The sequence below is a fragment of the Paenibacillus sp. B46(2026) genome, assembly GCF_056786355.1.
The window spans coordinates 6,370,429-6,388,070 of sequence record NZ_CM165907.1 but is presented as its reverse complement, the minus strand read 5'-3'; the positions used below and the strand labels follow the sequence as shown (position 1 = coordinate 6,388,070).

The following is a 17,642-nucleotide window of genomic DNA, read 5'->3' as shown; positions in this document are numbered from 1 at the left end:
GGAAATGGATCTTGGCGGAGTGCCGTACGACAAGTTAGCAAGCAACATTGAGCTGGTTGCAACACATATCGCGCCGGTCATTCGAAAATACACGGCTAAAAAATAAAAGAAAATGAATTAGGAGTGATTTGATGAGTACGTTTTTTTGTACACGGATCTTGGTGCTGGGAGAAAATGATTCATCCTTTGCAAGAAGCAGGGCATCGCGTAGTAACTTTTGATTTGCCTGGTCATGGATTGGATAAAGCGCCGGTGTCCACGGTCACTTTGAAGGATTACACCGATCGATTAGACCGTATATTAGATGACGAAAACGAAAAAGTGATTTTGGTTGGGCACAGCATGGCTGGTCTTGTCATCACGCAGACAGCGGAATACCGTGCCGAGAAGATTCAGACACTGGTCTATCTTTGCGCTTACCTCCCGAAATACGGGCAATCCTTGATGGATATCGCTCAAAGCGAGAAAAGGGACACGGCTTCGCCCTCCGTCGTTTTTTTTAGCGAAGATCAAATCTACATGGCACTTAACGACGAACTCATTAAGGATTCCTTTTATGGCGATTGCTCGGAAGAAGACGTTGCGAAAGCGAAAGAGAGGCTCTGTCTTGAGCCGTTGTCTCCTTTCGCAACGCCGGTTTCGATGACCGATAAGAATTTCGGAAGAATTCCCCGCGTTTATTCCCAGACTTTAAAGGATAAGGCGATTTCGATTCGCCTGCAAAGGCAAATGCATTAGGAGTCCCCGTGCCAGCAAGTCATTACTTTAGACTCAGACCATTCTCCGTTTATATCGCAACCCGATGTGTTAGCCGCGCATCTAGATGCGATAGCAAAAAACAAGAAATAAGCAGGAAACAAAAACCAGCTAATGTTTGTCAAGCATTTCTGGTTGGATGAGTTCTCTTTTCGTGGTATACTTTTTCCGACCAACACGAATAACCTCCACGGCTATGGAGGTTTTGGTTAAATATGGTTTAAGCTTGGTAGGGCTGTCCCTTCTGCAAGATGGCGAAAATGTGATGCAACAGCTTGTTCGCGCAGGCAATCACGGCCACCTTGTAGGGCTTGCCCTCTTTTCTTTTTTTCTCGTAGTACGAACGGATTCTTGCATTGACATTCTTTCGCATTCCGCATTGCACCGCTAAATACAGCGAACGTCTAAGCCTTTTAGAGCTACGCCGAGTTTCTCCCCATTCACCCAGTATTTCCTCCAGTTTTCTGGCTTTTTCATAGGCCCATCGCTTGGAATGGGATCGTCCCGAATTTTCCTGAATGACTTCATTCCAATTCGCCACACTTCCCTCCAAACAATGAGACAGCACTGTCAATGATGTTGTTGAAAACACATTGTAGAATACCTGCTCATACCCTGGAAACACTTGCACAAGTAAGGCTCTGCTGTTCAGCTTCGCCTGTACAAAGATTCCCGTGACAAACTCATGCTGCCGAGTCAAATGCTGTAGCTCCGTAAACGTCTCATCCCAAGTTCGATGCGGCTTCACGTCGCCACGATAGTACATCTCTGCCAGATGCCAAGCATCTGCAGCGTCTGTTTTAACTTTGCGTAACTGCGCTCCCTTCGCTCGCTTGGATTGCAAGGGATTCACAATGTAGTGGGTGTAGCCACTCCGATTCAGACAGGATACCAAGGCACGATGATAATGCCCCGTCGCTTCCAAAACGACCACTGTAGCAACACCCGTTTCGACTTGAAGTGCGCCTAACATCTCCGTGAATTGTTCGAACCCACTCGCTCCGTGCGCAATGACTATTGCTGTGCCAACGGGCTCATTTCGTTTTCGAAATGCCTGTACCACACTTGAACCTTTAGCGACATCTACACCAACAACAGGTTCCATGTCCTCACTCCCTATCTTTCGTTTCGCCGGTCCTTTCCACGATGGTTCCAAACCCATAGCTTCGCTTGTTATACGGGGTCAACTGCCCCTACCAGCCCAAACATGGCTTTTGGAGGTCGTGGGAGAACTGTTTTTGTTACGAGGTCCAAGCCCCTAAAGCCGCCACGTTCTCCCGGCTCCCCCCATCGTAAAACGACCACAAAAAAAGGCCAACCAGTAATTACTGGCTAACCTGATAATACGAAAAGCAGCCGTCTCGGCTGCTTTTTAGTACGGTTACTCCGTATGTTAAACAATAGCGGGATATGCATAAAATTTTCCGTGGCCGCGCACAATAGGGCTAGCCTTTGTGGGAAGTAGGGATTTCTGTGGAACAGACAAAACTTATTGTGGCGAAGCTGGGTCAATCACCTGATTTTGTTTGCCAAAAGTTGGAAGGGTATGAGGAGTGGGGTTTGCATTGCGTGTATTTGGCCTCGATCGTTACGACGAATCAGGTTGACGAGATGATCCTGAAGCCTTTATTCGAAGGTCAACCCAAAAGCGAAACCAAGATTCATCAACCGGTAGAGTGGTTGATCCAACGAATTCCCCTCGTACGACGCAAGGAGTTAGCAGGGCATGAAGATGGTATTCAAGAGTTGTTGGAAGGGCATTGCCTGCTAATTCCGTCAACTGGAGATACCTTTCTTAGTTACGATGTGACGAATGGAGACTTCCGAAGCGTAAGCGAGCCAACCACCGAGTCTTCCGTACGCGGTTCGAGAGAAGGCTTCGTCGAGGACGTCGCGAGGAATATTGCGCTAATTCGCAAACGATTAAAGACCGAAGATCTGATGTTTGAAGAAATGATCATTGGAATGGCAACCAAAACGAAGGTTTATCTCACCTATATGAACCATACTGCTTCTAATGAAGTCGTAGGAGAATTCAGGCGTCGTCTTAAAAAGATCCAAGCGGACGGTATACTGGAGAGCGCCTACATCGAGGAATGGATTCAAGATCAAACATTATCGCCATTCCCGCAGCTGCTAAGCTCCGAACGCCCGGACATTACCGTTGCGAAGCTGCTCGAAGGACAAGTCGCCGTTCTGACGGACGGGACGCCTAACATGCTGCTCGGTCCAGTCACCTTCTTTCAGATGTTCTCGTCTTCGGAAGATTATTTTCAGAGGGCCGATATTGCTACGGTAACGCGTTGGCTGCGCATGGTCGCCTTCCTTCTGTCTGTATTCATACCCGCCCTCTATATTGCCGTAACCAGCTATCATCAAGAGCTGCTGCCTACTTCGCTTTTGATTAGTTTGGCGGCGCAACGCGAGGAGGTGCCTTTTCCGGTTTTTATTGAAGCCATTATCATGACGATGACATTTGAAATATTACGAGAAGCCGGATTGCGCATGCCTCGCATCGCCGGCCAATCCATTTCGATCGTGGGGGCGCTCGTATTGGGACAAGCCGCGGTAGAAGCTGGGCTTGTATCAGCTGCCATGGTTATTGTCGTGTCGCTTACCGCGATATCTAATTTCGCTTCGCCTAGCTACGGCTTCGGGATCGCTCAACGAATCATCCAATACGCCTTTATGCTGTTAGCGGGCTTCCTCGGTATTTTTGGAATCATGTCCGGTGTCTTTTTTTTGCTGATTCACCTGGTATCGCTACGCTCGTTTGGCGTCAAATACATGAGTCCGTTAGCCCCTGTGCAACTGTCAGCCTGGAAAGATACGCTCGTTAGAGTTCCGCGCTATTGGATGAACCGAATTCCGCGAGCGTTTTATTCGAAGAAATAAGATGGGATGGAGATTCTCGTGAGAATAGTGAGACTAGTGGGCTTTGTCTTGTCTTTGGTTATGATTTGCTCCGGGTGCTGGGACATGAAAGAAATCAATCAATTAGCCATTGTGAATATCGCGGCATCCGACAAGGATCCGGAAACGGGCAAGATTACCGCCTACTATCAAGTGATAAATCCCTCCGGTGTTTCAACGAGAAGCGGAGCTTCGGGAGGTGCAGCCGTCTATACGTACGAATTTACGGAGTACAGCGCCGGAAGATTCGCGAATAAGACGACCCAGGTGATGCCAAGGCAGTTTTATACGCCCCAGATTCAATGCTATATCGTTTCGGAGCGTTACGCTAAACAAGGATTGATCGATCTCATTAATTTTCTGGAGCATGATCCCGAGCATCGGACGAATGTGGATATTGTCGTCTCCGATGCGCCGTTATCTATCATCATGAACAGCTTTACCACGTTAGAACGGGTGCCGGGACGGTATATACGTTCTTTATTTGAGCTGCACGCACGTAATTTCCATAACGGCGTATTTCCCGCAAGGCTCAACGAGTTGGCAAAAGGGATCAATCTCATTCAACCAACCATCATACCGATCCTTGACTACAGCGGACAAATGCCAGAAAACAAAACGGATAAATTAGAGAACATCGATGCCAGCAAAAATTCAATCAGCTTCTCCGAAGGCGCCGTATTTAAGAATGCCCGCATGGTTGGGCGAATCGGAGTGGAGTATAAAACGCTATTCTACATCTTGAATGGACAAATCATGAAGTTTGTTGAGCCGGTCGTTATTAACGGCTTAAAAGTCGATATTGAAGCCCAAAACGTAAAGATGAAGAGGGAATTCGATCGTAAGTCTAACCGCTTTATCCTGCACTTGCGCGCCGATCTTCGCATTCTAAGCAACAATCAAAATTCAGATTTGACCGTCCGTAATTTGCATGATATTGAAGCGGCGTTTAATTCAACCTTGCAGGAAAAGACGAAGGTATTTGACGAGTTTTGTAAAAACAAAGGCTGGGATTTGCTTGGCATACAAGACGAAGGCGTCGATCACGAAACTTGGCATCAAACGAAGGTCGAAGTTAACGTGATATCGAAAGTGACGACGATCGGGAACACGGGGTCCCCATACAAGGTGGAAAAGGGTGAATGATCAATGGAAAATGCCCGGCTTAGCGGATGGCAGATCCTGACGTTAACATTTTGTTTCGTTTGCGCGACCACGTTTTTATTGTTGCCGGGGCAAATCATTGAACACGCCAAGCAATACGGATGGCTCGTTAGTGTTTGGTCGTTCATATATGGGGTGCTGTTAGCGATGCTCTGGCTATATCTGTCCAAGTTATACCCTGGCCAAAGCATCGTGCAAATCGCGATCAAGGCACTCGGAAAATGGGCAGGGGGGGTAGTCGCGTCCCTGTACATTCTATATTTCGTCCAGGTCGCATCATGGGTGACGGGTAATTTAGGCGATTTTATGCATACGATCTTTATGCCGCGCACTCCAATATCCATTTTTAACATCGTGGTACTGATCGTATGCGCGTACGCCGTTGTGAAAGGGATTGAGTCTATCGCGATGGTGTGCGAACTGGTAACGCCTTATATTGTAATTGCTTTCTGGACGCCTTTCACGGTGATGTTGAGGGTATGGGACTGGCGGGCGTTCGGCAATGCCGAGGCTTTTCGATTATGGGAGACTTTAGTACAGACGAAATATGCGCTCGCGTTTCCGTTTATGGAGCTGGTCATGTTTATGATGTTATTTCCCTTTGTCAAAAGGAATATGAAAAAATCCTTTATGTTGGGAATTATATCCGCCGGCGTTATCCTTACAGTGTGCGTCTATATGACGATCGGAATTTTAGGACTGGAGCGGGGCTCTAATCACATCTATCCGGTGTTTACCATTTTTCGCGAGATGAAATTCATCGGATTCCTGGAACACTTGGAGTCAATATTGTCGATTAATATATTTCTGCTGGTTTATCTGAAGTTAAGCTTGCTGTTTTATTGCGCTGTGTTGGCCATTTGTCAATTGTTCCAAATAGAGCGACGCAGCATCGTCGCTTATCCGCTAGTGTGGGTTATCTCCGCGTATTCGCTTTTGTTCGCCAATGTGGTCGAGAACATGGAATGGGTGCAAAAGTATTTATTCGAGTACTATTTGTTTTACGCTGTTTTCGCTCCGGTTTTATTGATCTTTTGTTTTTGGCTCCGGAAGCTGTTGAGAGGGAGGACGCTAACGTGATCTACATGATCATATTGTACGCAGCATTTATTGCGGGAGGTCTGCTTCTGTTCAACAAAAGAAACAAAATGAAGGGGAAAGAAACATTAACCTTTGTAGGAGTCACAACCATAGGTGCGGTTCTCTGGGGAAGTATCATCATGCAACATCCGCTTGACTTGAATGACATGATCGCATGGCTAATCGACCGTCTGCAATAGTTTAATCACATTGCAGCGGTCGATGGCTCGGGAAATGATGTGTTTAAAATTCAGAAGCATTCACTAATAGAAGAACAACGGCAATGAGAGCAAGCGAGAAAGCTGGCATTGCTTTCCCAAACGTATCCCTTGCCACGATATGAGCGAGACCCGCAACCACCAACGCATGTATCGTATGAATAATGATACTAGGCCGAATACATAAGTAAGAAGTCTGCCAGCTCGGTGGTCGTGATTGCCTGCGCGAACAAGCTGTTGCATCACATTTTTGCCATCTTGAAGATGGGGCAGCCCTACCAAGCGTAAACCATATTTAACTAAAACTTCCTAGGCGTGGAGGTTATTCGGATTAGTCGAAAAAAGTATAACTGAAAAAGGAAATCTCCAACCACAAATGCTTGACAAACATTAGCTGGTTTTTGTTGTTCTCCCGATCCATTGATTCGGGGCAGTATAGCTACATCGTTCCGCCACCTTGGCGAATCGAGGCAGGAATTTTCTCCGCGTGAGCAGGGAAAGCCTTCATATAAATCTGGGGATAACGGCAATCAGAAGGTTGTTCTGTCATCGAAGTAACAAGTGTAAATAAGCTTTATTTCAACTTATATAATTCACAGACGACCAAATGGCGAAAGCATCATGCCGATCAGTCCAATAACAACTTCACCTAACAATTTATACAGAATAAAGAACACGACCACATTGGCGATCAGCACACTGTACATGCTGTCGATGGCTGCTTTGGTACGATTCAGTGGATATTGGAACAGCACCGAGTTCAGAGCAACAAAGATAATGATATACGAGACAGCGAGCAATGAGATCGCGATGGAATACGAGATGATAATAAACAGATTGGCCAGAACAAGGGATACGACAGAAGGAACAAGCAATGTACCGAACTGGGCAACCATTGTTTTGGGACGGAATGTAATTTTTTCAATCTTCAGAACAGCGTACATCAGTGCAATTGAGGCAATCAGGATAATGACGGTGAACAATAGCGGCCGGATGAATCCACCAATGAACAAGCCGTCCATGCCTATGCGACTAAAGGTAATTAAGAAGTATGTAGAAGACAGGACTGCAATCAGCGCCATCGTTAGCCATCCGTTTAGTGAATGCTGGTCACCAACGGTTTTCATCGTCTGATAAGGACGGGCCAATACACTGAGGAAATAGGATAGATACTGTTTGCTTACTTCTTTGGCTTGCTGAACTTTCTCATTCTGCACAATATTATTCCATTGATTGGAGCTATTGTCTCCTGCAGAAGCATGGTCAGTGGTGCTTGTTGATTCTCTTGTCTGTTCCTTGTGAATAGAGAAGGATGGTGTGTTGGATGGAACGGATGCCTGGGAAGATGTAGCCTGCGTGCTGGACCAACGGGTATATTCGGGTTCGGAAGCAGCAGATTCCGGTTTCGGTACAGGAGTGGGTGAAGAGGTTGTTTGCGTCAGATTAGAGCCGCACCTCTCGCAAAAATGGGCATCTCCATTTTCATGATTACATACTGGACATTTCATGGCATGAGCCTCCAATTTCTAGAAATGATAAACATGTTGACATTGTGTCTAATTTTAACGGTTGGTGACGAAGTTTGTCTATGTTTCGCAGGAATTAATACCCCTATAGGGAAAGTTGAAACGAAGACTCGAATGCTGTGTATTAAAACAGAGTTTACAAGTAACAATAGTATAGGAATGGCATGTCGGCATATTAATGTAAATTCACTACGGCTAAAAGACAAAATGTATTTGAGGGTAAATGTCTTATCGTTCGCTTTTGTATGTTATTCTCATGTTAACTATATCTTTTGGGTTGCCTATAATCGTATATTTATGTATAATCAATCGTGTTAACACGTCGAATGTACGGTAGTAAGAGATGTGGGTGAGTTCATGGAACTACTGGACAGCAATGAGAGCAAGAAGAAGATGTGCCAGTATTATAACGAAATCTCGAAGGAACTGTTCGGATTTGGCACCACTCTCCTGAGAGTGACCATTGATCAGAATATTGTTACCTTCTACGCGAAGCACCGACGTTCACCGCGCTCTGACGCCCTGGAAGGGGAGGCCCCCGGCTTAAAGCTGGAAGTGGACTTCCGCATGTCTGTCTTATATAAGAAGAAATTCCGGGAGAAGCTCGAGCAACACATGGGTTTGCCAATTGAAGCTATATTGCGGGATTATGATGCGTCCACACAGTGGGCGATCACGAATGTGATTCTGGAACAAGCCTAAGGATGGATCGGCAGGATTAATTCTTGTTGATGTATACAGAGGTTATGGCCCGGATTCATGATCAGGTTCCGTACAATTTCATATGATGGCGTCTGTCTTTGGATTGATTCTGAAGCAGAAACCGATGATGTACCGGCAGCGGGTGTCGCTTTCCTTTGTTTACGAAGAAAAGTGTTCTTGTTTATACAAGAATGCTTTTCTTTTTGTTTTTTAAGTCGAACTATATAAGCCCAACTAACAAATATTCACACTGGCACTCCGATGACAGAACAACCTTCCGATCGCTGTTATTCCCAGATTTCTTTGATTGCATTTAGAAAAGGTGAAATCCGGGAATAAAGGCGAACGCTCCGCTTCTTCAGGTTTTTTTCTGTCCTCTACGTTATTGTGTAAAATTTTTAGTTGAGAATATCAAGCTAGTTCAACTTAATGGTTGGGTTGTTAAATCACACATATCAGGGGGAATCAGGATCATGATGAAAAAGTGGATTAGCGGTTTGGCAGCAGTGGCAATGACATCGGTATTACTTGCAGGTTGTGGTAGCACAGAGGATGCAACAGGCGGATCAGGCAGTGGGGGAACAGCAGCTACCAAATTGGTTATCTCCACTTGGGGCTTCTCGGAAGATTTCTTCAATGAATCGGTATTTGGCCCCTTTGAAAAAGAACATAATGTAGACATCGTGCTCGAAGTCGGCAATAACGCTGAGCGTCTGAACAAAATCCGTCAGGGAACATCGAATGTCGATGTCATCTACCTGTCTGACTACTATGCACAACAAGGTATCGATGAAGGTCTGTTTGAGAAAATCGACCGCTCCAAAATTCCAAATGTAAATGACATTTATGATATTGCCAAAGCACCACTTGGTGAAGATTATGGCCCGGCCTACACGGTTGGACAGCTCGGTATCGCTTATAACCCGGACCTCATCTCCAAAGAAGTGACTTCATGGAGTGATCTGTGGGACCCGGCATTTGAGGGCAACCTGACCATCCCGAATATTACGGCAACCGCAGGGCCAATGGTTGTGGATGCAGCTTCCCGAGTAGCCGGAAACGAAACGTTTAATGAAGATGCGGCATTTGCTGAACTGAAAAAACTGAGCGGCAATGTGGTGAAATTCTACAGCCAAACGTCTGAATTCGTGAACATGTTCTCCCAAGAAGAGATTGCGGGCGGACCAATCATGGAAATGTATTTCAAAGATCTGAAAGCAGCCGTGCCTAATGCGAAGTTTGTTACACCTAGCGAAGGTGCATATGCCGTGATGAACACGATCAATGTCGTGAAGGGTAGCAAAAACAAAGAGCTTGCTGAAGAGTTCATCAACTGGCAGCTCAGCCAGGATGTACAAGCGAAATCCGCCAAAGCCAAAGTCGATTCCCCGGTAAACACCAAGGTTGAACTGACTGCTGAAGAAGCAGAAGGCGTAACATATGGTGCTGAAGTTGTTGAGAAGTTGAACAAGCTGGATATGGAATTCGTGAATCAACAGGTTAAAGGCTGGACAGATCGCTGGAACCGTGAGATTGCACAATAAAACACGTAATCGGATGTGTTAAAAGTTATCTTTGATCTATATAGGTTCAACTAAACTTTTTACACGAGAACGGAGAGGACAGAAATAATGTGAAGAAGCGAAGCGTTCGCCTAAAAGCTTTCTGAAAGAAAGCTGCTTCGGAAGCATACGCTATCCCCGGATTTTCCCTTTGAAGAAGGGAATTAAAAAAAATCTGGGGATAACAGCGATCGGAAGGTTATTCTGTCATCGGAGTGGTAAGTGTAAATATTCTTTAGTTGAACTTATATCATTTGCAGCAAGCAACCATAACACCGCATAGGAGTTGAGAACGGATGAGTGAAGCGCAGAATCGCATCATTCTGGACGTGGACACGGGGATTGACGATGCACTGGCGATTTTGCTGGCCGTCAAAAGCCGGAAGTTGGACATTCTCGGCATCACCACAGTCTGTGGGAACGTATCACTCCAGCAGGCAACAGAGAATACGTGTAAAATTCTTGAACTTGCGGGTGCACCTGAAATTCCGGTGATTGCTGGAGCGGCAGGACCCCTTACTCGCAAGTCTCATTATGAACATCGGGTACATGGACAGGACGGATTAGGCGGTGCGCTGCCTGATCCTGCGGAGTCCAAGCAAGCCGAGAAAGGTTTTGCGCCAGACTTTATCGTGGAGCAAGCCAAGCTATTTCCGGGCGAACTAACATTGATCATGACGGCCCCATTAACGAACCTGGCCCTCGCGCTGATGAAGCGTCCTGAATTGCCTTCTTTATTGAAGGAAGTCATCTTCATGGGTGGTGTTGTTCGCGGACATGGCAATATTACACCAACAGCCGAGTACAACACCTACGCTGATCCAGAAGCAGCTCGCATCGTATTGCACGCAGGCATCGAGAAGCTTACTCAAGTCGGGCTGGATGTGACGCGTCAAACGTTGCTGAATGAAGCAACGATTGAGCGTCTCACAGATCCTGCACTGCGCGCGTACGTTGCTCAAAGCACGGAGATTTACATCAACCGTTATGAACAAATGAACGGCGTCCGCGCTTGCGCGTTGCATGATCCACTAGCCGTGGGCGTAGCCCTTGCCCCTGAACTGGTAGGACGTAATTCGTATTACGTCGATGTGGAAACCGCCAGCCGCCTGTGCGATGGCCAGATGGTATGTGACTTCCAAAACCGGTTGGGCGAGCAACCCAACACCCTCGTTTGCGAAACCGTAGACGCGGAGGCATTCCTTGAACTGTTTATCAACGCGTTAAACGCGTAGTTGCTCTGCCCAATAAGATATTTATACGATTGCGGAGAGTGCAGAACCGATCTGGAGAAGCGAAGCGTTCCCCTTTATCCCCCGATTTTCACCTATGGAAATGAATCAAAAAATCGGGGGATAACAGGGATCGAAGGACGGTACTGCAGTCGGAGTACTCAAGTATCAATCTCGAATTAAATTTACAAGTCAGGAGTATCGCGATGAAGAAATCAGTAATCTACTGGCTATTGCTGCCGGGATTCGTGTTTTTGGCGGCATTTATGATCATTCCGATTGTCCTGACGATCGGGTCGACGTTTTTCCAAGAAAACGCCTTCACGTTTGAAGGATACATGCATTTTTTCAGAGACCCATACTTTTTGAAAATATTGCTTACGACGCTGCAAGTCAGCGTGGTCACCACCATCGTCTGTGTGGTGCTCGGATTCCCGACAGCTTATTATATCTCGCAGAAAGCGCCGCGCCGCAAAGGCATTTTGCTGGCACTGGCGATCTTTCCGCTGCTCACGAGCCCGGTCGTGCGCTCGTTCAGCTGGATGATTATCCTTGGACGCAAAGGGCTGATCAACAACACCCTTGTGGGCCTGGGCATCGTGGACAAGCCGCTGGATATTCTGTACACACCGGCAGCGATGATGATCGGTCTGACTCACCTGTTCCTGCCATTGATGATTATCTCTCTGGTGGGTGTGCTTGAGAACATTGACGGTGACCTGCTCAAAGCAGCACAAAGTCTGGGCGCATCGCGCATTACGGCATTCCGCCGGGTCGTGTTCCCACTGGCTGTGCCAGGACTTGTGATCGGAGCCGTGCTTGTCTTTGTAGGAAGCCTCACGGCGTATACGACACCTGCCCTCCTTGGAGGCAAGCAGCGTGTAATTGCTACGTTCCTGTATCAGAACGCCATGACCCTCAACGACTGGTATCTGGCCTCGGTTGTTGCCGCGATTATGATTGTGATTACATTTGTCGTGGTTGGTGTCATGAACAAAATGGCCAAAACTTTAAATCCGAAGGGGTAGACATATGCGGGAGAAACATATCGGGCTGGGCCTGTTCAGTCTGCTGGTCTTTATCTTTCTGCTGGGCCCGCTTCTGATCATATCGGTCACTTCGTTTGAACCGGGAACGGTACTCAAATTTCCGCCGGAAGGGTTCTCCTTCCGCTGGTATGAGAATATTTTCAACACGGGCGGTTTCCTCCGCACATTCCAGACGTCCATCATCATTTCCCTGCTTGGGAACTTGCTGGCGCTGGTGCTCGGAGTTCCGGCTGCGTATGCACTCAGTCGTTACGATTTCAAAGGCAAGTCTGTGCTGAACGCACTGTTCCTGTCCCCGGTACTGATCCCGGGAATCGTGCTTGGTTTTACATTAATGAAGTACCTGATCGTAATCTACCATCTGCCAATGTATCTTGGACTGTTGATCGGTCATACGATTATCATGCTTCCATTTATCATTCGGGTTATTGCATCGAGTCTGTCGAGCTTTGACTTTGCCGTGGAAGAAGCTGCGCTGAGTCTTGGCGCGGGACGCGTAAGAACGTTCTTCACGATCGTGCTACCTAACATTCGTTCCGGTATTCTAGCGGCGGTGCTGATTGCCTTCCTGGAGTCCTTCAACAACGTGGACATCTCGGTGTTTATGACCGGACCAGGGGTAAGCACATTACCGATCCAGATGCTGACGTATGTGGAGAATTACTTTGACCCAACGATTGCAGCGATTTCCGTGCTGTTGATGGTACTGACCGGACTCTTAATGTTCGTGATCGAACGGATCATGGGCGGATTTTCATACTTTACTAAACGTTAATTGGAGGCGCAGAACGCTATGGCATTGCTGACATTAGACCACGTATCCGTGGCATACGATAAGCAGACAATCCTGAAGGATTTTCAGTTGGATCTGGAAAAAGGTAAGCTGCTCTCCCTGCTCGGACCGAGCGGTTGCGGCAAAACAACTACGCTGCGCCTCATCGCCGGATTCCTGGAAGCATCGCAGGGCAAGTTTATGTTCGGCGGCAAGGATTATACGAAGGTTCCAGCGAACAAGCGGAACTTCGGATTTGTATTTCAGAGTTATGCGTTATTCCCGCATCTGTCTGTCTATGACAACGTGGCCTTTGGCCTGCGGATGCGCAAGGTGAAAGACAAGGATATCTCTTCCCGTGTGATGCGAATCCTGGAAGTCGTTAACCTGAATGGATTTGAGAAACGTTTTCCACAAGAACTGTCCGGTGGACAGCGTCAACGTGTGGCGATTGCCCGTGCATTGGTGATTGAACCTGACCTGCTATTATTCGACGAACCGCTCAGTAACCTGGATGCCAACCTGCGCCTCAACATGCGGGTGGAGATTCGCCGGATTCAGCAAGAGCTGGGCATTACAACGCTGTATGTCTCTCATGACCAGGAAGAGTGCTTCTCCATCTCGGATCAGGTAGCGATTATGAACAAAGGCGTGGTCGAGCAGCTCGACCGCCCGGAAACCATTTTCAAATATCCGGCAACGGAGTTTGTAGCACGATTCATCGGGTTCCATAATTTCATTGAATTTGCGGAGCGTAGTGATGCAGGTGAATTAATCACACTGAGCGCAGGTGGACGTACATTTACAGCAACAGCTCATCCTGGAACAGCACGTCCCGGTGCACGCAAAGGCGCGATTCGCCCGGATGATCTGATCGTTAGTGGAGATACTTCTGCGGATGTGGTGAACGCTTTGCCGGGGATCATCAAAGTCAGCACGTATCTGGGACGCAGCTATCAATATGTAATCGAGACGGAGCTGGGTGATTTTACAGCAAATCAGGAGATGGAAACCCCGTACCTTAGTGGGCAACGTGTCAGCCTGATTTTCCCACAGGACAAGCTTGTATTGGTAGAGTAGTCGTGAATGTAGGGAGTAGCATTAAGAAATAAAAGCAGCAAAGAAGGCATTTCATGCGATGATTTCGGGCGAGGCAGTGGTAAGCAATCAAGTGCAGTATATCTGATTAAAGTTCAGGTTCATTGTCCAGCCCGGATCGCGGTGAAATGCTTGTGAAGAAGGAGATTATGCCCCATGCGTGCAGATCAACTGATTGTGAATGTACATGTGTATAACAGTTATTATAAACGGTTTGAAATGAACAACGTCGCTGTATTGGGCGGCAAATTCCTGTATGTTGGACCCGGCGGACCGGAGATGATTCAAGCAGATGAAGTCATCGATGCGCGAGGAAGATACATGATTCCTGGCTTGATCGATATCCATCTGCATATCGAAAGTACAATGGTGACACCGGAAACCTTTTCCCATGGTCTGATTGGCTGTGGAGTAACGTCCATTGTAGCTGAACCGCATGAGATGGCAAATGTGTTTGGGCTGGAAGGTGTGCAGGAGATGATGGCTGTGAGTCGAGAGACGACGGTGGACATGTTCTATGCGATCCCAAGCTCCGTTCCGGCAACCCCGATGGAGACAACAGGTGGTTCGATTGAGATCGAAGATATGGACGTGTTGCTCGCCACTGGCGAGATCATCTGTCTGGGCGAGATCATGAACTATGTCGATGTCATCCGTGATCCGGAATGCAAGACAAACCAGATTCTACAGCATATCCGCAAAAACTATCCCGATCTGGTGATAGAAGGTCATACACCGAAACTGCTTGGACTCGATCTGCATCGACTGATCTACGCAGGTATCGATTCCGATCATACCCATCAGAGCATTGAGGGGTTACAGGCGCGGATTGCGGCAGGTATGTTTATTGAAATTCAGGAGAAATCGATGACCCCGGAAGTCATGGAGTACCTGATTCAACATGATGTGGCGCAGCATTTCTGCTTTGTTACGGATGATGTGATGCCGGATTCACTGGTGGAGCGTGGTCATCTGGATCATATCGTACGTAAAGCAATTCAGATGGGGATGCGTCCGGAAGATGCGATCTACGCTGCAACATCTACCCCTGCTTCCCGGATGAAAATGACCGATCGTGGCAGCGTGGCCCCAGGTAAAGTGGCCGATTATGTGTTGGTATCCAACTTGCATGATCTCTCTATTGATCAGGTGTACAAAAATGGCCGCAAAGCTTATGACGATTACGAACCGTATAAGCAGGAACGGATCATCGGGCAATTCCCACCTCACTTCTATAAGAGTGTGCAGTTGGAGAAGCTGGGCCAAGCAGATTTTGCAATTCAGTTGTCAGATCCAAAAGTCAGTGGATCAGGGGTTGATTTCGCTAATGAAGGTGAGCACCAATGCCGTGTCATGATGGTCAAGGATGGTTCTACTTTTGTGGAAGAACATATTGCACCGGTTCAGTCTTCGGATGGTGAATTGTTGTGGGAAGAAAGTGGATATGCGCAGATCGCGACCTTTGAACGCTATGGCGTGAACGGCAATCGAGCACACGGTCTGATCGGTGGAGACACCATCAAACGCGGCGCCATTGCAACGACATATTCGCACGATAATCACAACCTGCTGGTTGTAGGACGTAATCGTGAAGATATGATATTGGCAGCTAACACAGTAATTTCGAGCCAGGGTGGCTTCTGTGTGGTGGAAGACGGCAAGGTGCTGTCCCATCTGGAACTTCCCGTAGGTGGCATTTTGACGGAAGAACCACTGGCAGTGGTGTCCCATCAAGTGAAGGAACTGAGAGCAGCGATGTTGTCTCTTGGGTATGTACATTACAACCCGATCATGTCGATCAGCACCCATTCACTTGCGGTAAGTCCAGCGCTGAAAATTACGGACCACGGTCTGATTGATGTGAATGCAGGTAAGGTTGTATCGTTGATTGTAGAATAGAGTTTATTAAAAAAAGAGCGTCACCCCATTTCATGACCATGAGTTGTGAAATGGGGTGTTTTTTATGTATAAGAATGACTGTTAATGCTTCTTTGCCAGACAGAGGTCTTTGGCTATGGTTTAACCTAGAGAGGGCTGCAAGAAATCCTCTTTTGGACGGGACAAATGAATACATATATAGTAAGAAGAGAATGTTTGGACGCAAAAGCAGGAGGATAGACAACCATTATGGATAAAATGAATGATGCTAAAACCATATTTTTCGACGTGGATGATACCTTATATGATCACTTGCAACCACTTCGTGGCGCGTTGCAGGACGTTCTCGGATTGGCTGATGATTTCGCTTATGATGAGGCCTATCATCGTTTTCGTTATTACAGTGACTGGTTGTCTGCACAAGAAGATCTGTCTGCTGTACCGGAGCCGGATGCGGTGGAGCGAATGCGCCGTCGGAGGTTTGAGTTGACGATGGAGGAGTTTGGACTTCCCCTACAATCAGGACAGGCTGAAGAACTGCAAGCTCAGTATTTGAGCAGACAGTTTGAGATTGTGCCTTTTGAAGGAGCATACGAGTTGATTAGAAGGCTTCAGGCAGAAGGCCATACCGTTGGTCTAATCACTAATGGAGAAGGAGAGCATCAGCGCCGTAAGCTTGAAGCACTGGATGTGCTCAGTCTCGTGGACGAGCATCTGATTTTCATCTCCGGTATGACTGGTTATGCGAAACCGGATCGCAGGTTGTTTGAATATGTGAGTAAGCAGTCCGGGACAGATGCCCGTTCCAGCTATTACATTGGAGACTCGTGGCGTAACGATGTGGTAGGTGCAGTGGATGCAGGCTGGACAGTAATCTGGTTCAACCATCGGGCGGCGCTGCCGGAGTCCGATCATCAACCCCATTTTGTAGCATCGAGCTATGAAGAGATCAGCCGTATTCTGACTTTTGAATATGTTCGAGTTTAAGGAGATTTATGTTTAAAGGAGCAGTCCTGTTACCGGTTTAGGTGCAGGTCTGCTTTTTTTTATACAATAACTTCTAAAGGCATCAATAATGAAGTGTCTAACTCTTCGCTTTCAATTACAATTGCCATGAGTCCAGCTTCTGTTTTGGTTTCGTGCCATTCATCTTTATCCCAGAGTACGGCCTCGCCACAATGCACTTTGATGTATTCATTTGCTTCACCTCTTACCCAGCCCTCTCCGCTTACGATCAAAAGGAGTTGAGGAACCACAGTTTGGTGATAACCTACTACTCCACCCTCAGCCAAGTGCATGCATCCTATATGGGCTTCTTTATGGGTCTGCGTAATACGTGACATTACAAAATTAGATTCGAATTTGGTAATCTTTTTTCCTGACTCTTGTTTAAATTGAAATATCCTCATGTTTACCTCCGCAACAGTGACTAAGTTAACTTCCTATAATGGTAACTATCTTTATGATGGGTATCATCCTATTTCACTAATTTATGGATAATCCAATCAGATGAGTCTATCATAGCTCCAATAATTTAGGAACAGTTTGCTTACATTCATCATTTTGTTAGTTGTATGTGCCAACGTTTCTATGAAGCTGTGCTTCATGGAATCTTCATTTTCAAGATAGTGCAAAAGCCTTCCCAAACAGTAAATGCAGTGTTATAATTAAAACAAGATTTAGATTAAGTCT

15 protein-coding genes and 1 pseudogene are annotated in these 17,642 nt (G+C 46.8%); 13 read left to right on the top strand and 3 right to left on the bottom strand.

All coding sequences use genetic code 11. The features are described 5' to 3' along the window. Positions 1 to 156: 156 nt before the first annotated feature. Positions 157 to 738, top strand: a pseudogene (locus AC1S8V_RS28260) (alpha/beta fold hydrolase); the annotation flags it as partial. Positions 739 to 976: 238 nt separating this feature from the next. Here the strand turns inward: AC1S8V_RS28260 and AC1S8V_RS28255 are convergent. Continuing rightward, a complete protein-coding gene (locus AC1S8V_RS28255) occupies positions 977 to 1,861 on the bottom strand; it encodes an IS110 family transposase (protein WP_482071626.1) in 885 nt (294 codons plus the stop codon). A gap of 368 nt (positions 1,862 to 2,229) precedes the next feature. On the opposite strand from AC1S8V_RS28255, the gene AC1S8V_RS28250 reads away from it, so the two are divergent. The 4 genes from AC1S8V_RS28250 to AC1S8V_RS28235 all read left to right on the top strand — a co-directional run bounded on the left by AC1S8V_RS28250 (position 2,230) and on the right by AC1S8V_RS28235 (position 6,113). Then, the gene (locus AC1S8V_RS28250) at positions 2,230 to 3,651 is read left to right on the top strand and encodes a spore germination protein (RefSeq protein ID WP_482071625.1); all 1,422 of its coding nucleotides are present in this window, start codon (positions 2,230 to 2,232) and stop codon (positions 3,649 to 3,651) included. Between the two features lie 84 nt (positions 3,652 to 3,735). Beyond that, the gene (locus tag AC1S8V_RS28245) at positions 3,736 to 4,815 is read left to right on the top strand and encodes a Ger(x)C family spore germination protein (protein WP_482071624.1); all 1,080 of its coding nucleotides are present in this window, start codon (positions 3,736 to 3,738) and stop codon (positions 4,813 to 4,815) included. Positions 4,816 to 4,818: 3 nt separating this feature from the next. Continuing rightward, positions 4,819 to 5,913, top strand: coding sequence for a GerAB/ArcD/ProY family transporter (locus AC1S8V_RS28240; RefSeq protein ID WP_482071623.1), 1,095 nt, complete (start codon positions 4,819 to 4,821; stop codon positions 5,911 to 5,913). After that, on the top strand, positions 5,910 to 6,113 hold the full coding sequence (locus AC1S8V_RS28235; protein WP_482071622.1) for a hypothetical protein: 204 nt from the start codon (positions 5,910 to 5,912) through the stop codon (positions 6,111 to 6,113). Before AC1S8V_RS28240 ends, AC1S8V_RS28235 begins: the two co-directional genes overlap by 4 nt. Positions 6,114 to 6,724: 611 nt before the next feature. On the opposite strand, the gene AC1S8V_RS28230 is transcribed toward AC1S8V_RS28235, so the two are convergent. Next, positions 6,725 to 7,639, bottom strand: a complete 915-nt coding sequence (locus tag AC1S8V_RS28230) for a hypothetical protein (RefSeq protein ID WP_482071621.1) — start codon at positions 7,637 to 7,639, stop codon at positions 6,725 to 6,727. A gap of 375 nt (positions 7,640 to 8,014) precedes the next feature. Between AC1S8V_RS28230 and AC1S8V_RS28225 the strand changes: the two genes are divergently transcribed. The 8 genes from AC1S8V_RS28225 to AC1S8V_RS28190 all read left to right on the top strand — a co-directional run bounded on the left by AC1S8V_RS28225 (position 8,015) and on the right by AC1S8V_RS28190 (position 16,937). Further along, positions 8,015 to 8,359: a Na-translocating system protein MpsC family protein gene (locus AC1S8V_RS28225; protein WP_017691786.1), complete on the top strand. Its 345-nt coding sequence runs from the start codon at positions 8,015 to 8,017 to the stop codon at positions 8,357 to 8,359. A 476-nt stretch (positions 8,360 to 8,835) separates the two neighbouring features. After that, on the top strand, positions 8,836 to 9,903 hold the full coding sequence (locus AC1S8V_RS28220) for an ABC transporter substrate-binding protein (RefSeq protein ID WP_482074602.1): 1,068 nt from the start codon (positions 8,836 to 8,838) through the stop codon (positions 9,901 to 9,903). 314 nt (positions 9,904 to 10,217) lie between these two features. Then, positions 10,218 to 11,156 (top strand): nucleoside hydrolase, encoded by a 939-nt coding sequence (locus AC1S8V_RS28215; RefSeq protein WP_482071620.1) that lies wholly within the window; start codon positions 10,218 to 10,220, stop codon positions 11,154 to 11,156. 203 nt (positions 11,157 to 11,359) lie between these two features. Next, complete coding sequence (locus AC1S8V_RS28210; protein ID WP_458464611.1) at positions 11,360 to 12,181, top strand: ABC transporter permease; 822 nt, start codon at positions 11,360 to 11,362, stop codon at positions 12,179 to 12,181. Positions 12,182 to 12,185: 4 nt separating this feature from the next. Next, positions 12,186 to 12,977, top strand: coding sequence for an ABC transporter permease (locus AC1S8V_RS28205; protein WP_145324685.1), 792 nt, complete (start codon positions 12,186 to 12,188; stop codon positions 12,975 to 12,977). An 18-nt stretch (positions 12,978 to 12,995) separates the two neighbouring features. Continuing rightward, a complete protein-coding gene (locus tag AC1S8V_RS28200) occupies positions 12,996 to 14,054 on the top strand; it encodes an ABC transporter ATP-binding protein (RefSeq protein ID WP_145324683.1) in 1,059 nt (352 codons plus the stop codon). A 174-nt stretch (positions 14,055 to 14,228) separates the two neighbouring features. Further along, positions 14,229 to 15,971 carry an adenine deaminase C-terminal domain-containing protein gene (locus AC1S8V_RS28195; protein WP_482071619.1) on the top strand — a complete coding sequence of 581 codons (1,743 nt, stop codon included), beginning with the start codon at positions 14,229 to 14,231 and terminating at the stop codon, positions 15,969 to 15,971. Between the two features lie 228 nt (positions 15,972 to 16,199). Beyond that, positions 16,200 to 16,937, top strand: coding sequence for an HAD family hydrolase (locus AC1S8V_RS28190; RefSeq protein WP_482071618.1), 738 nt, complete (start codon positions 16,200 to 16,202; stop codon positions 16,935 to 16,937). Positions 16,938 to 16,996: 59 nt separating this feature from the next. On the opposite strand, the gene AC1S8V_RS28185 is transcribed toward AC1S8V_RS28190, so the two are convergent. Continuing rightward, on the bottom strand, positions 16,997 to 17,359 hold the full coding sequence (locus tag AC1S8V_RS28185) for a cupin (RefSeq protein WP_482071617.1): 363 nt from the start codon (positions 17,357 to 17,359) through the stop codon (positions 16,997 to 16,999). Positions 17,360 to 17,642: the final 283 nt, after the last annotated feature.

What these genes read in the sequence shown, in the direction of transcription:
- AC1S8V_RS28255 (WP_482071626.1), bottom strand. Translation starts at nt 1,861, where the DNA reads ATGGAACCTGTTGTTGGTGTAGATGTCGCTAAAGGTTCAAGTGTGGTA.
- AC1S8V_RS28245 (WP_482071624.1), top strand. Translation starts at nt 3,736, where the DNA reads ATGAAAGAAATCAATCAATTAGCCATTGTGAATATCGCGGCATCCGAC.
- AC1S8V_RS28240 (WP_482071623.1), top strand. Translation starts at nt 4,819, where the DNA reads ATGGAAAATGCCCGGCTTAGCGGATGGCAGATCCTGACGTTAACATTT.
- AC1S8V_RS28230 (WP_482071621.1), bottom strand. Translation starts at nt 7,639, where the DNA reads ATGAAATGTCCAGTATGTAATCATGAAAATGGAGATGCCCATTTTTGC.
- AC1S8V_RS28225 (WP_017691786.1), top strand. Translation starts at nt 8,015, where the DNA reads ATGGAACTACTGGACAGCAATGAGAGCAAGAAGAAGATGTGCCAGTAT.
- AC1S8V_RS28220 (WP_482074602.1), top strand. Translation starts at nt 8,836, where the DNA reads ATGAAAAAGTGGATTAGCGGTTTGGCAGCAGTGGCAATGACATCGGTA.
- AC1S8V_RS28215 (WP_482071620.1), top strand. Translation starts at nt 10,218, where the DNA reads ATGAGTGAAGCGCAGAATCGCATCATTCTGGACGTGGACACGGGGATT.
- AC1S8V_RS28210 (WP_458464611.1), top strand. Translation starts at nt 11,360, where the DNA reads ATGAAGAAATCAGTAATCTACTGGCTATTGCTGCCGGGATTCGTGTTT.
- AC1S8V_RS28205 (WP_145324685.1), top strand. Translation starts at nt 12,186, where the DNA reads ATGCGGGAGAAACATATCGGGCTGGGCCTGTTCAGTCTGCTGGTCTTT.
- AC1S8V_RS28200 (WP_145324683.1), top strand. Translation starts at nt 12,996, where the DNA reads ATGGCATTGCTGACATTAGACCACGTATCCGTGGCATACGATAAGCAG.
- AC1S8V_RS28195 (WP_482071619.1), top strand. Translation starts at nt 14,229, where the DNA reads ATGCGTGCAGATCAACTGATTGTGAATGTACATGTGTATAACAGTTAT.
- AC1S8V_RS28190 (WP_482071618.1), top strand. Translation starts at nt 16,200, where the DNA reads ATGGATAAAATGAATGATGCTAAAACCATATTTTTCGACGTGGATGAT.
- AC1S8V_RS28185 (WP_482071617.1), bottom strand. Translation starts at nt 17,359, where the DNA reads ATGAGGATATTTCAATTTAAACAAGAGTCAGGAAAAAAGATTACCAAA.